This window comes from Luteibacter sp. TLI7-4A (assembly GCF_056754745.1).
Window position 1 is genome coordinate 3,380,008 of sequence record NZ_JBPGWO010000001.1, and the last position, 12,876, is coordinate 3,392,883.

Consider the following 12,876-nt stretch of genomic DNA (forward strand, 5'->3'; position numbering starts at 1 on the left):
TGCCGCTGGCGCGGCCGTGTTTGATGGCTGCGCCCCTTCGGGCTCGGACGGGCGGGCGGGGGTTTCCGATTCGCCTTCCTGGCTCAGCGGAAACGGCCGGCCATCCCTGGCCGGCCCCCTGCTGGCCTTCTCCGCCCGCCCGTCCTCGGCTCCTAATGTCGCGCCGAGGGTGGCGCCCGGCAGCTCTCTCGACCCTGGGGTGGACTGGTGGGAAAGAGCGATGCCAGCCACGTGTCGCGTGCCGCTCGTCGTGGCGCTTGCCACTCGCCGCACCCGGGTGGGAAGCGGGCTGACCCGCGATTCCTCAATCCCTCCGGTGGCGAAGGAGGCCTTGCGATGATCGAGCGAGGCTTGTCACCGCTGGCTCGGTGGCGATGCACGGCCTCATTCGCTCGAAACAGGGTGGCGAATCGCGGGCCAGCCCGCTTCCCACCCGCGTGGGGGGTCACACGGAGAGGGCATCCCCCGGTCGCGGGCGTTGCTTGTGCCACACGACCCCTCAGTGCCCGGAAGAGCCGTCGGCCGCCACCCTCGTCGCGACTTGTGGAACCGAGGAGCGCCGGGCGAGAAGGCCCGTCAGGGGGCCGGCCAGGGATGGCCGGCCGTTTCCGCCGAGCCATGGAAGGCGAGTCGGAAACCCCGCCCGGCGCGACGGGCGCGACGGGGCGTCAGCCATAAGACATGGCCGCGCAGCGGCTTCCCTTCCCGAGCGACGGTGCAACCGGAGCGACGAGGGTGGCGGCCGACGGCTCTGCCCCACCACCCCAACGCGAAGCCGAGCCGAAACGCCATTCAGAACATCCGCGAAGAACCTTTACTCGAGTCCCGCGTAATGCCCGCGCATGGTGTCGAGGTAGGCTTCGAGGTTACGGCCGGGAAGATCCGCGAAGGTCTCGCCTGCGTCGCGGCAGTCGGCGATGCGGTCGGGACGAAAGTTGCGGAACGCCTGGCGATGGCGGCACCAGGTACCGAGGGTCCACGCGCCGCCCCAGAAGGACAGGCACAACGGCTCCACTTCGCGCGTGGTGCCACGCCCTTCGGCATCGCGGTAGTCGAGGCAGAGCACCCGGCGCGCCAGCACGGCCGCGTGCAGGCGGTCGAGCATCACCGCGACCTGGTTCTGGAAAGGGTCGCGCCAGATAGGTGCGAAGATCTTCGACTGCGCGGATTTCTCGCGCAGGTCGGGCGGCAGCACGGCCTCGATCTTGATCAGGGCGGCCTGCGCTTCCCGCGCCAAGCGCTCGCCGGCGAACGCGCGGACGAAGCGGGTTCCGGCGACCAGCGCCTCCAGTTCGTCGGCGGAGAACATCAGTGGCGGGATGTCCGAGCCCTTGCGCAGGATGTAGCCCACGCCGGCCTCGCCTTCGATGGGTACGCCGGAGAGCTGGAGGTCGGCGACGTCGCGGTAGACGGTACGCAGCGAGACTTCGAGGGTGCTGGCCAGCTGCCGCGCGGGCAGCGCGGTGCGCCGCCCGCGCAGGGCGTTGATGATGAGGAACAGGCGATCGGCGCGGCGCATGCCCGAATCATCGCCTCCCGCGCGCGGCGCGGGAAGCGGCGATGGTCACGGCCGCGCATATCCGCCGGCTCAGGCGGCGGCCAGGGTCTGGGCGCGAGCCAGCGCCGCGTCCTGCACCGCGGCGCGGACGATGGCCGGGCGCACCATCAGCCTCGCCACGTACTGCTCGAAGACATCGCGGCGCGGCACGATGCCGAACTTCATCGTCCAGTCCAGCGCATTGGCCCAGAGGATGTCCGCCGCGGTGAAGCGCTCGCCGAACAACCAGGGGCCCGGCGTGAGTTGCGCCTCGATGACGTCCATCACCGTGTCGAAGTCGCCATAGGGACAGGTCGAGACAGGCGCGGGCTCGTGCTTCATGAAGCGATCCATCACCGCCGGCTCGAAACACGAACCGTAGAACGCGAGCCAGCGGAGGTACGGCCCGCGAAGCGGATCGCGCAGCCCCGGCGCCAGGTCCGCTTCCGGGTAGAGGTCGGCGAGGTAGGTGAAGATAGCCGGCCGCTCGGTGACCAGGCCGTCCAGGTGCTCGATGGCCGGAACCTTGCCCATGGGATTGACCTTCAGGTACTCCGGGCGGCGCTGCTCGCCCTGGGTGAGGTCCATCACGTGCATGTCGTACTGCGCACCCAATTCCTCCAGCAACATCAGCGTGCTACCCGAGCGACTGTTCGGTGCGTGGTGAAACTTGATCCTGTTGGCGTTCATGCGGTGATTCCCTTGTCTGTCAGCGATGAAATGAGTGGACGATGCGGAGGGCGAGCGAGCGGGTGGGCGCCGTCGCGGCGCCGGCGGCTGGCTGCTTCGGCCGGACCGGGGCCACTGTCGCGGAACGGCCGCGGAGACGGCTCCCGCTGGCGGCGCCGGTGTCGTCATCGGGAGCGAAGCGGTACTGGCCATCCATCAGCATGCCGCGGCGCCCCAGTGGCGCGTAAAGGTCGGCAAGCCGTTCGAGGAACCGATTCATGCGACTACCCCTTCCCGTTGGTGTGAAGGAGAGTCTGCGCGGGGGCTGCTGACAACGTACTGTCAGCAGTCCCTCTGGCGCCATTCACCCGCCACCCGGACAATGCGGGTTTTCGCGCCAGGTCTCCTTCCGATGACGAAACCCATTTCCCTGATCCAGTTCCTGATCGAAGAGAAGCGCGCGGGGCACATCAACGCCCAGCTCAGCCTGCTCATCGAGGTGGTGGCCCGCGCCTGCAAGCGCATCTCCGTCGCCACCGGCAAGGGTGCGCTGGGCGGCGTGCTGGGCAACGCCGGATCGGACAACGTACAGGGCGAGGCGCAGAAGAAGCTCGACGTGATCTCCAACGAGATCCTGCTCGAAGCCAACGCCTGGGGCGGCCACCTGGCCGCTTGCGCCTCGGAGGAAATGGAAGACCCGCAGCCCATCCCCGATGCCTACCCCAAGGGCAATCACCTGCTTCTGTTCGATCCGCTCGACGGCTCGTCCAATATCGACGTCAACGTCTCGGTGGGCACCATCTTCTCCGTCCTGCGCTGCCCCGACGGCGTCACCGAGCCGAAGGTGGAGGATTTCCTCCAGCCCGGCACCGAGCAGGTGGCGGCGGGCTATGTCGTCTACGGCCCGAGCACCCTGCTGGTGCTGACCTTCGGCCACGGGGTGCACGAGTTCACCCTCGACCGCGAGCACGGCAGCTTCGTGCTCACCCGCCGCGGCATCACCATTCCCGCGGAGACGGGCGAGTTCGCCGTGAACATGTCGAACCAGCGCCATTGGGAAGCCCCGATGCAGCGCTACATCGGCGAGTTGCTGGCCGGCGCCAACGGTCCGCGCGGACGCGACTTCAACATGCGCTGGGTCGCCTCGATGGTGGCCGACGTGCACCGCATCATCACCCGTGGTGGCGTCTTCATCTATCCGCTCGATGCCAAGATCACGGCCAAGGGCGGCACCGGCAAGCTGCGCCTGATGTACGAGGCCAACCCGATGGCCTTCATCGTCGAGCAGGCCGGCGGTGCCGCCACCACCGGCCGCGAACGCATCATGGATATCCAGCCCGGCGCACTGCACCAGCGCGTTCCGGTTTTCCTCGGTTCGCGTAACGAGATCGAGGTGGCGACCCGCTACCACCTCGAGGCCGACCAGACCCGCGGTTGACGTTCCCGCCGGGCGGCCATGCCGCCCGGCTTCCGCCATGAACCGGTCATGCCGTCGCCGCGCGCATGCCCGATGATCCGCCAGCCATCCTCCCGGTCCCTTCCATGTCCTTCCGCCACGCCCGCCATTGGCTCCCGCTGGTTTTCGCCGCCCTGCTCGCCGGTTGTTTCGGCGGCGGCAAGCCGGACACCCGCCCCGACACCGCCCTGCCCGTGCTGGCGGCGAAGCCGCGCATCGGGCTGGCCCTCGGCGGCGGGGCGGCGAAGGGCTTTGCGCACATCGGCGTCATCAAGATACTGGAAGCCAGCGGCATCCATCCCGACGCCGTCTCCGGCACCAGCGCCGGCAGCGTGGTCGGCGTGCTCTACGCGAGCGGCATGGACGGTTTCCAGCTACAGGAGCAGGCTTTCGCACTCGACGAGGGCAAGATCCGCGACGTGCGCTTCTTCTCGGGCGGCCTCGTCCAGGGCCAGAAACTGCAGGACTACGTGAACGCACTGCTCAAGCAGACGCCGATCGAGAAGCTGCGCATACCGTTCGCCGCCGTGGCCACGGAACTGGAGAACGGTTCGCGCGCCGTTTTCATCCGTGGCAACGCCGGCCAGGCCGTGCGCGCGTCCAGCAGCATCCCCGGCGTGTTCGAGCCGGTGGATATCAACGGCAAGCACTTCGTCGACGGTGGCGTGGTCAGCCCGGTGCCCGTGGACGCGGCACGCCAGCTCGGCGCCGACATCGTCATCGCCGTGGACATCTCGGCGCGGCCCGATGGCAGCAATCCCGACAGCATGGTCGGCATCGTCGGCCAGTCGATCACGATCATGGGGCGCAAGCTGGCCGAGCAGGAACTGGCCCGGGCCGACATCGTGATCCGGCCGAAGGTGGGCCAGATCGGCCCGACCGATTTCGACCAGAAGAACGTCGCGATCCTCGAAGGCGAACGTGCCGCGCTGGCGGCCATCCCGGCGATCAGGGCGAAGATCGCCGAGAAGACGGCCGCCATGGGCAAGCCACCCGTCGCGGTGGCGACGCACTGATCAGCCGGCGTCCACCAGGGCCAGGGCGGACTGACGGCCCAGCGAGAGGATCTCGTCGGAGAGGGCCGGATCGGCCACCGCGCGCGACAGCGACAGCGAGCCGACCAGGGAGGCGAACACCGCCATGGCCAGGGTGCGGCGACGCTTGCCACGGATGCCGTCCGGCAGCGTCGAGACGATGAGTTCGACCATCTCGGTATAGCCACGGGTGAAAGCCGCGCGTGTTTCGACGGGACGCCGTGCCATCTCCGCCGACAAGGCGGCGGCGACGCAACCGGCCTCGGGCGCGTCACGGTGTTCCGCCGACAAATAGCTGTTGACCAGCGCGCGGTAGCTTTCGCCTCGCGAGGCCGCCACGCGGGCGCCCAAGCGTTCGACGGCACTGGCCGCCGCCATCGCCACGCTTTCACGGACGAGGTCTTCCTTCGAGCCGAAATGGTTGTAGAAGCCGCCCTGGGTCAGGCCGACCTCGCCCATCAGGCTGACCACGCCGACGGCGTCGATGCCGTCGGCGCGAAAACGCTGCGACGCCGCCTCGACGATCTTCTGGCGGGTCTGTTCCTTATGGCCTTTCTCGTAACGCATGCTGCTCGCTCCCCAGGGATTCTCCCTGCCCGGAGCTATTGTAGCCAATCCTTGCGCGTTGAAATGTCGAGCGTCATGGGGACTTCCCGGCGGATCACAGTTGCCTGCGATCCGCCACGTCCTTCGCCGTCACCGTGCCTTCCTTGCCGCCGAAGTGGCGGATCACGTAGTTGGCCAGGGCCGCCACCTCGGGATCGCTATAGGCTTGGCCGAAGGCGGGCATGTAGATGTCGGTCTGGCCGACGCGCATCTTCACCCCATGCAGGATCGCCTGGGTGACATTCGCGCCGCGCGGATCGTTGACGCCGCGCGTACCGGCAAGGCCGGCGTTCGGTGTCTGCTGTCCCGCGCCGTTCCACTGGTGACAGCTCGCGCAAGCGCCTTCGAACAAGCGCTGTCCGTCCACGTTGGCGGTCGGATCGTCGCCACCCGGTGCCACGGCGCTGGAAGCGACCATGGCCTTGGGCGCCGGATCGACCACGATGGGGTCCTTGCCTTCGCGTGGCGGCACGGTGCGCAGCCATGCGACGAGGGCCGCGGTGTCTTCCGGTTTCAGGAATTGAAGGCTGTGCGCCACGGCCTCGCCCATCGGGCCGTTCGCCGAGGCATGGCCGGCGGCGTAGCCCGTGCTCAGGTACTGGACCAGGGCTTCGTCGCTCCACTTGCCGACGCCGTGCTCCGGGTCCGAGGTGATGTTGTATGCGCGCCAGCCCTGCAACTCCTGGCCCGCCAGTTCGTCGCGATGGTTCAGCCCATAGCCGAGGTTGCGTGGCGTATGGCATTCGGCGCAATGGCCCAGCGCACCGGCCAGATAGGCGCCGGCATTCCATTCCGGGGAACGAGAGGCATCTGGCTCGAAGCGCTGGCTGCGGAAGAAAGCCGCGTTCCAGAAACCCATCGCCCAGCGCTGGTTGAACGGGAAGCCGAGATCGTTCGGCGTCTCCGGCTGGCGCACCTTGGGCAAGGTGAAGAGGTAGGCCTTGATCGCCAGCACATCGGCCCGACTCAACTGGGTATACGAGGTGTACGGGAAAGCTGGATAGAGGTGCTTGCCATCCTTGCGCACGCCTTCGCGCACCGCGCGTACGAATTCGTCGTCGCTCCACCGGCCGATGCCGGTTTCCTCGTCGGCGGTGATGTTGGACGAGTAGATCGTACCGAACGGCAACTTGAAGGCGACGCCACCGGCAAAGGGCTTTCCGGTCTCGGGCACGGTATGGCATGCGATGCAGTCGGCCGCGCGGGCGAGGTATTCGCCACGCGCCACGGGATCGGCGTTGGCCGGCGCACCGGCGATCGCCGGTGCCGTGCCATCGGATTTATCCGTGCGGTTGAGCACGAAGTAGGCACCGACGCCGATCACGATCAGCAGCAGGACGATGATGAGGAAACGTTTCATGCCACGTCCTCCTTGCCATTGAGGACGCCAGCTATTTTCTTCAACGCGTCCGGCGACTCGGCCAACTGGGTACGCGACACGGGCAGCTCGCGCAGGCGGATGCCGGTGGCCGCGAAGATCGCATTGGCCAGGGCTGGCGCGGCGATCGCCGTACCCACTTCACCGATACCGCCCGGCGCTTCGTCGTTTTCCACCGAGTACACGTCGATCTGCGGCACCTCGTTGATACGGAGGCTACGGTAATCGTGGAAGTTGCTCTGCTCGATGGCGCCGTTCTTCAGGGTGATGCCGTTGTAGAGAGCCGCGCTCAACCCGAACAGCAGGCCGCCCTGCATCTGTGCCTGCACCGAACTCGGGTTGATGGTGATGCCGTTGTCCACCGCCACCACCGCGCGGCGCAAGCGCACCTGGCCTTGCGCGGTCACTTCGGCCTCCACGATCGCGCAGACATGGCTGCCGAAGGGCGAGCCCACCGCGATCCCGCGCCCGACACGCGCGGGCAGGGGCTGGCCACCCCAGCCGATCTTCTCGGCGGCGAGGTTCAGGACGCCCAGGGCACGCGAACCGGGTTTCATCAGCGACCGGCGGTATTCGAGCGGGTCCTTTCCCGCCGTGTGCGCCAGCTCGTCGATGAAGCTCTCGACGATGAACAGGTTGTGCGTGGGGCCGACACCGCGCCACCAGCCCACGACCAGGCCGGGAGGCATCACGTGATAAGCCCACTCGACCAGTGCGTTGTCCATCTCGTAGGGAAGATCGGCGGCGGATTCGATCGCGTCGCTGTCCATGCCGTCCTTGCCCATCGCCGCAGGCAACCAGCGGCCCAGCACCGTGCCGCTGGTGATGCGGTGTTGCCACGACGTGGGCTTGCCATCGTCGCCGAGCGTGGCGGAAATGCGGTCGTAGTACAGCGGACGCACGCGATCGTGGCGAATATCTTCCTCGCGGCTCCAGATCACCTTCAGCGGGTAGGACACCTGCTTCGCGAAGGCGACCGCCTGCTCGACCTGGTCCGTTTCCAGGCGGCGACCGAAGCCGCCGCCGAGGTACTGGTTATGCAGCACCACGGCCTGCTCGGGAATACCGCAGATGCGTGCCGCTTCCTTCACCACGCGTGTGGGCACCTGGGTGCCGGTCCACACTTCGCAGTGGCCGGGAGTGACATGCACGGTGGCGTTCAACGGCTCCATCGTCGCATGGGCGAGCATGGGCGACACGAAGGCCGCCTCCACGCGCTTGCCGCCCGCGGGCGCTTCGCCTTTCGGCTTGCGACCGACCAGGGCCTTGCCGTTGCGCGAGGTCTCCTGCAGCGCGGCGATGAGGGTCTGGGTGTCCAGCTTCGCGTTGACGCCGGGCTTCCACTCGATGTCCAGGGCCTGCAAGCCCTGCTGGGCGGCCCAATAGTGCTCGCCGACCACCGCCACCGCATCGTCGAGCTTGATGACCTCGATCACGCCGGGGATGGCGTGGGCCTTGCTGTCGTCCACGGCGCCCAGCGTGCCGGCGAGTTCGGGGCTGGTCTTCACCGCCGCGAACTTCATGCCCGGCACCTTCACGTCGATGCCGAACTGCGTGCCACCGTTGACCTTGTCCGGCGAGTCGATACGGCGCAAGGGCTTGCCGATCAGCGTGAAATCCTTACGTTCCTTCAGCTTGACGCTGGCCGGCTGGGGCAAGCGCCCCGCCGCTTCGGCCACGGCGCCGAAACCCAGCGTGCGTCCGGAAGGCACGTGGGTGATGACACCGCGGGCCACCGAACAACCCTCCGGATCGACATGCCACTGTGCGGCGGCGGCGGCGACGAGCATCTCGCGTGCCACCGCGCCAGCTTCGCGCAGGGCCTGCCACTGGCCACGCGTACTGGTGGAGCCGCCGGTGATCTGTCCGCCGCCGAGCAACGCCTGGCCATAGAGCGCATCGCTCGGTGGCGAGTGCTCCACCTTGATCTGGTCGAAGCCTACGCCGAGTTCCTCTGCCAGCATCATCGCGATACCGGTATAGATCGACTGGCCCATCTCCGCCGAAGGCATGACCAGGCGCACGCTGCCGTCGGCATCGATACGTATGAAGGCGTTGGGAGCGAATGGCGGATTGCCATCGGCCGCCGCCGCGGCTTCGTCGCCAGGCTGCCGGCGCGGATTCATCTGCGCCACGGCGGGGCCCATGCCCGCGCTCCACAGGAAGGCGACGGCGAGACCGCCGCCAGCGAGGCGGAGCGCCTGTCGGCGCCCCTCGTCGATCGTGCCGGTGTGATCGTGCGCGCTCATGCGGCACCTCCATCGACGATCACCTGCAAGCCATTGGGCTGGCCCGTCGCGGCCTGCTTGATCGCCTCGCGGATGCGCACATAGGTAGCACACCGGCAGATGTTGCCGGACATGGCAGCATCGATATCGCGATCGGTCGGGTTGGGCGTGCGCGCCAGCAAGGCCGCCGCCGCCATGATCTGGCCGGACTGGCAGTAACCGCACTGGACGACATCGACGGCCAGCCATGCCTGTTGCACCTTGGCGCCTTCGGGCGTGGCGCCGATGCCTTCGATGGTCGTGATCGCCCGGCCGCCCACGGCCGATACCGGTAGCTGGCACGAACGCACGGGCTGGCCGTCCAGGTGCACCGTGCAGGCGCCGCACTGCGCGATGCCGCAACCGAATTTCGTGCCGGTCAGCCCGACCACGTCGCGCAGGACCCATAACAGGGGCATGTCCGGCGGCACGTCCGCCTGACGATCCTCACCATTGACGCGCAACGTGACCATGACGGCTCCTTGGGGCTGGGCGGAGCGGACGGCTCCGCTGGCGGGATGCATGACAACACGCAGCTTACGACGAAAACCCATCCGGGCGTTTTGCTGGAATCGGCGCATTTGAAGAAAATGGCCGTGCGTGGCTGCAGTGCCTCGGCGGGAGCCGATGCTCTGGTGGGAGCCGACCTTGTCGGCGATGGGTGCTTGCTGAAACCTTGCCCGCTGCCGCGGGATCGCCGACAAGTCGGCTCCCACCAGGTCGTCTCAGCCCGGGGTGAAACCCACCATCAACGGCGCAGGGGATTCGCCTCCACGCCCTCGTTGGTGATCTTCACCGGGAGGATGTGGCCGTCCTTGTCGAAGTACATGCGATCGATCGCCGTCTCGCGATCGTTGGCCTTCGTGTGCCCCAGCGGCCGCCGGTGGTAGACGATGTACCAGCTGTCGTCCCTGGGCACATGGAACACCGAATGGTGGCCGGCGCCGGTGGCGATCTTCGGGTCTTGCTGGAGGATCTTGCCGAGCCGCTTGAACGGCCCCATCGGCGAGTCACCGATGGCATAGGCGACGGAATAATCCGGGCCGCCCCAACCACCTTCCGACCACATGAAGTAATACTTGCCGCCACGCTTGAACATCATCGGCCCTTCCACATACTCCGGCCCGGGCGTGATCTCCTTGAACAAGGTGCCATCGGCCAGCGGTTCCACGGTGGTGAAGTCGGCTTTCAGCTTCACGATGTTGGCGTGCTTCCAGCCGCCGTAGATCATGTACCAGGTGCCGTCGTCATCGCGGAACACGAACTGGTCGATGGGCTGAGCGCCGTTGTGGAACGCACCGATGAGCGGCTTGCCGAGCAAATCGCGGTACGGGCCGTCGGGCTTGTCCGCCACCGCGACACCGATGCCGCCGAGTTCGTGGTCGTTCTGGATATCGTTGGCGGCAAAGAAGAAGTAGTACTTGCCATCCTTCTCGATCACCGACGGTGCCCACAGCGCCTTCTTCGCCCAAGGAATGTCCTTGATGTCGAGCACATCGGCATGCTTGGTCCAGTGCACGAGATCGGGCGAGGAAAACGCATCGAACCCCGTCTGGGCAGCGTATTCCTTCGATGTGGTCGGGTAGATCCAGTAGGTGTCGTCGAAGATGGCGGCCTCGGGATCGGCATACCAACCGGGGAAAACGGGATTGCCCGCATGCCCCGGCGGTGGTGCGGCGACCGCGGCGGTCGACATCGATACAGCCAGCAGCACAACCTGCCAAACCTTCCGGACTTCCATCCCGATCATCCCGTCGTTCGTGTGGAATCTCCGATCGTAACGGGTTCGGACGGCCGAATGCGAATGGCGGTCAGAATTTGTAGCGTGCGGTGCCGACGATGCTCCGGCGTGGGCCATAGAAGCAATCGCCGCGGGCCAGGCATGTGGCGTTGTAGGCCTGGTCGGTGAGGTTGGCGGCGTTGACCGAGAAGCGCCACGGCCCCTGCGTGTAGGCCACCATGGCATCGAACAGCGTTTCTTCCGGGACCTTCAGCGTTCCCGTCTCGTCGTAGTTCGTTCCGATGTAGCGTGCACCGACACCGAAACTGACGCCATCGCTGTCGGCGTCGTTCACGTGGTACACGCCCCACACCGAGCCCTGGTTCTTCGGCAGGCCGGCGACGATCGTGCCGTCGTCGGGACGCGCCTTGGTCCACGTGTATGTGCCGATCAGGTCGACATGACGACCGATGCGCGTGGAGGCCTCCAGTTCCACGCCGCGAGTCTTCGCCTTGCCGGCCTGGACCTGGTTGAGCGGATTGGCCGGGTCCGGTGCGAGACGATTTTCCTCGCGCAGGTCGTAGTACGTCGCCGTGATCAGGGTGGGCGAACCGACCGGCTGGTACTTCACGCCAGCCTCGTATTGCTTGCCGCGCAGGGGCTCGTAGGGGCGGTTGTAGAAGTCGAGGCTATCCAGGGGTTGGAACGACTCGGTATAGCTGACGTATGGCACCAGTCCGTTATCGAAGCGGTACATGACGCCGAAGCGCGATGTCGTGGCATTGTCGACCGAGCGGCTGTCACCGGTGGTCAGGGTCGCGCGGTCGTGGCGCAGGCCGACCGTGGCGATCCAGTGTTCGCCCCAGTTGATCTGGTCCTGCACGTATACGCCTGTCTGGCGCGTGTGGCTCGACGCCACGGGGAAGATATCCGGAGCGACGAATCCGTTGCCGTAGACGGGCGCGTAGAGATCGAAGGGGACGCCGTCGAAGCCGTTGCCCTGCCGCCTGTCGGTATGCGAATAGCCGACGTCCAGTCCGATGAGGACACGGTGGTGCATCGAGGCGAGGTCGAAGTCCGCTTCGGCATGCGTGTCCGTGACGAAGCGTTTGTGCCGGTCGATGCTGATGTAGCTGTAACGCGCGACGGTGCGCTGTGTATCGTCGAGGAAGGGATACGACGGATTCGAATAGACGTCCGGGTAGAGGCTTCGGTAATCGACGTTATCGTGCGAGTAGCGCATGTTCTGCACGAACTTCCAGGTGTCGTTGAAACGGTGCTCGAACAAGGAGGTGAACGATCGCTGTTGGGTGTCATAGCGATCGAACCCGGGCTCGCTGACGAAGCGCCGCGTATCGATCCGGCCATTGGGATTGGGCAGCAAGGTGCCCGAGTGCGGCAGGAAGTTCAGCGACGTGCCGTTGTGATCGAACTGGAGGTTGGCCAGCAGCGTCCAGCGGGTATCGGCATCGGGCATCCAGGTGACCGAGGGCGCGATCGCCTTGCGGTCGTCCGGCACATGGTCGATCTGTGAATCCGCGTCGCGATAGACGCCGATCAGGCGATAGGCCCAATGGCCCGCGGCGTCGAGGGGGCCGGTGAAATCGAATGCCACCTGCTTGCGCGCGTTGTTGCCCAGCTGCGCTTCCACCTCGTGGGAAGCGGTGAATTGCGGCAGTTTGGACGAAAGCGCGATCAGGCCACCCGTGGTTCCTTGCCCGTACAACACCGACGACGGGCCACGGACGATCTCGAGGTGGTCCAGGAAATAGGGTTCCGTGCGGGCATAGGCACCGCCGAAATTCTGCTTCAGACCATCCAGGTATTGAGTGAACGAGGTGCCGCGCAGGAACGCGTCGTCACCCCGGCTGTCCACGCCATAGGCATCCGCACGGACGCCGGCGGAATAGCGCAAGGCATCCTGCACCGTGAGCACGCCCTGGTCGATCATCTGCGTGTTCGAGATCACCGAAATCGCCTGGGGCGTCTCGATGAGTGGTGTATCGGTCTTGGTCGCGGCGGAGGCCTCGGTGCGGGCGTAACCCTCGTCCAGTCTCTGCCCATGAACGGCGACGGGGGCCAGTTGCACGGCTTTGTCCCCGGACGTGGGCGGTTCCGCCTCCTGGGCAGGCGCGGTGAACGACATCAGCAACCCGGCGAGCAGCGCGGGCAAGGTTTTCTTGCGTAGGATCATGGACTTTCCCTGTTC

General features: G+C 66.6%; 11 protein-coding genes. 2 read left to right on the plus strand and 9 right to left on the minus strand.

The features are described 5' to 3' along the window. Positions 1 to 814 precede the first annotated feature (814 nt). From ACR9Y6_RS14885 to ACR9Y6_RS14895, 3 genes are all read right to left on the minus strand, one after another. Positions 815 to 1,519 carry a helix-turn-helix transcriptional regulator gene (locus ACR9Y6_RS14885; RefSeq protein ID WP_481281982.1) on the minus strand — a complete coding sequence of 235 codons (705 nt, stop codon included), beginning with the start codon at positions 1,517 to 1,519 and terminating at the stop codon, positions 815 to 817. A gap of 69 nt (positions 1,520 to 1,588) precedes the next feature. After that, entirely contained in the window at positions 1,589 to 2,227 is a 639-nt protein-coding gene (locus ACR9Y6_RS14890; RefSeq protein ID WP_481281983.1) for a glutathione S-transferase family protein, read from the minus strand. A gap of 19 nt (positions 2,228 to 2,246) precedes the next feature. Beyond that, a complete protein-coding gene (locus tag ACR9Y6_RS14895) occupies positions 2,247 to 2,486 on the minus strand; it encodes a hypothetical protein (protein ID WP_481281984.1) in 240 nt (79 codons plus the stop codon). A gap of 132 nt (positions 2,487 to 2,618) precedes the next feature. Here ACR9Y6_RS14895 and ACR9Y6_RS14900 point away from each other — a divergent pair, with 132 nt between their 5' ends. Next, positions 2,619 to 3,644, plus strand: coding sequence for a class 1 fructose-bisphosphatase (locus tag ACR9Y6_RS14900; RefSeq protein WP_481281985.1), 1,026 nt, complete (start codon positions 2,619 to 2,621; stop codon positions 3,642 to 3,644). Positions 3,645 to 3,748: 104 nt separating this feature from the next. Next, positions 3,749 to 4,678: a patatin-like phospholipase family protein gene (locus ACR9Y6_RS14905; RefSeq protein ID WP_481281986.1), complete on the plus strand. Its 930-nt coding sequence runs from the start codon at positions 3,749 to 3,751 to the stop codon at positions 4,676 to 4,678. Here ACR9Y6_RS14905 and ACR9Y6_RS14910 read toward each other — a convergent pair whose 3' ends face one another. The 6 genes from ACR9Y6_RS14910 to ACR9Y6_RS14935 form a co-directional block, all read right to left on the minus strand. Beyond that, the gene (locus ACR9Y6_RS14910; protein WP_481281987.1) at positions 4,679 to 5,263 is read right to left on the minus strand and encodes a TetR/AcrR family transcriptional regulator; all 585 of its coding nucleotides are present in this window, start codon (positions 5,261 to 5,263) and stop codon (positions 4,679 to 4,681) included. 94 nt (positions 5,264 to 5,357) lie between these two features. Further along, positions 5,358 to 6,662, minus strand: coding sequence for a c-type cytochrome (locus ACR9Y6_RS14915; protein ID WP_481281988.1), 1,305 nt, complete (start codon positions 6,660 to 6,662; stop codon positions 5,358 to 5,360). After that, positions 6,659 to 8,929, minus strand: a complete 2,271-nt coding sequence (locus tag ACR9Y6_RS14920; protein WP_481281989.1) for a xanthine dehydrogenase family protein molybdopterin-binding subunit — start codon at positions 8,927 to 8,929, stop codon at positions 6,659 to 6,661. The genes ACR9Y6_RS14915 and ACR9Y6_RS14920 overlap by 4 nt, the downstream gene beginning before the upstream one ends. Continuing rightward, the gene (locus ACR9Y6_RS14925) at positions 8,926 to 9,420 is read right to left on the minus strand and encodes a (2Fe-2S)-binding protein (protein ID WP_481281990.1); all 495 of its coding nucleotides are present in this window, start codon (positions 9,418 to 9,420) and stop codon (positions 8,926 to 8,928) included. Before ACR9Y6_RS14925 ends, ACR9Y6_RS14920 begins: the two co-directional genes overlap by 4 nt. Before the next feature lie 275 nt (positions 9,421 to 9,695). Beyond that, positions 9,696 to 10,643, minus strand: coding sequence for a glycoside hydrolase family 43 protein (locus tag ACR9Y6_RS14930; protein WP_481281991.1), 948 nt, complete (start codon positions 10,641 to 10,643; stop codon positions 9,696 to 9,698). Between the two features lie 115 nt (positions 10,644 to 10,758). Beyond that, the gene (locus ACR9Y6_RS14935; RefSeq protein ID WP_481281992.1) at positions 10,759 to 12,861 is read right to left on the minus strand and encodes a TonB-dependent siderophore receptor; all 2,103 of its coding nucleotides are present in this window, start codon (positions 12,859 to 12,861) and stop codon (positions 10,759 to 10,761) included. Positions 12,862 to 12,876: the final 15 nt, after the last annotated feature.

What these genes read in the sequence shown, in the direction of transcription:
- ACR9Y6_RS14935 (WP_481281992.1), bottom strand. Translation starts at nt 12,861, where the DNA reads ATGATCCTACGCAAGAAAACCTTGCCCGCGCTGCTCGCCGGGTTGCTG.
- ACR9Y6_RS14895 (WP_481281984.1), bottom strand. Translation starts at nt 2,486, where the DNA reads ATGAATCGGTTCCTCGAACGGCTTGCCGACCTTTACGCGCCACTGGGG.
- ACR9Y6_RS14930 (WP_481281991.1), bottom strand. Translation starts at nt 10,643, where the DNA reads ATGTCGACCGCCGCGGTCGCCGCACCACCGCCGGGGCATGCGGGCAAT.
- ACR9Y6_RS14890 (WP_481281983.1), bottom strand. Translation starts at nt 2,227, where the DNA reads ATGAACGCCAACAGGATCAAGTTTCACCACGCACCGAACAGTCGCTCG.
- ACR9Y6_RS14920 (WP_481281989.1), bottom strand. Translation starts at nt 8,929, where the DNA reads ATGAGCGCGCACGATCACACCGGCACGATCGACGAGGGGCGCCGACAG.
- ACR9Y6_RS14910 (WP_481281987.1), bottom strand. Translation starts at nt 5,263, where the DNA reads ATGCGTTACGAGAAAGGCCATAAGGAACAGACCCGCCAGAAGATCGTC.
- ACR9Y6_RS14925 (WP_481281990.1), bottom strand. Translation starts at nt 9,420, where the DNA reads ATGGTCACGTTGCGCGTCAATGGTGAGGATCGTCAGGCGGACGTGCCG.
- ACR9Y6_RS14900 (WP_481281985.1), top strand. Translation starts at nt 2,619, where the DNA reads ATGACGAAACCCATTTCCCTGATCCAGTTCCTGATCGAAGAGAAGCGC.
- ACR9Y6_RS14905 (WP_481281986.1), top strand. Translation starts at nt 3,749, where the DNA reads ATGTCCTTCCGCCACGCCCGCCATTGGCTCCCGCTGGTTTTCGCCGCC.
- ACR9Y6_RS14915 (WP_481281988.1), bottom strand. Translation starts at nt 6,662, where the DNA reads ATGAAACGTTTCCTCATCATCGTCCTGCTGCTGATCGTGATCGGCGTC.
- ACR9Y6_RS14885 (WP_481281982.1), bottom strand. Translation starts at nt 1,519, where the DNA reads ATGCGCCGCGCCGATCGCCTGTTCCTCATCATCAACGCCCTGCGCGGG.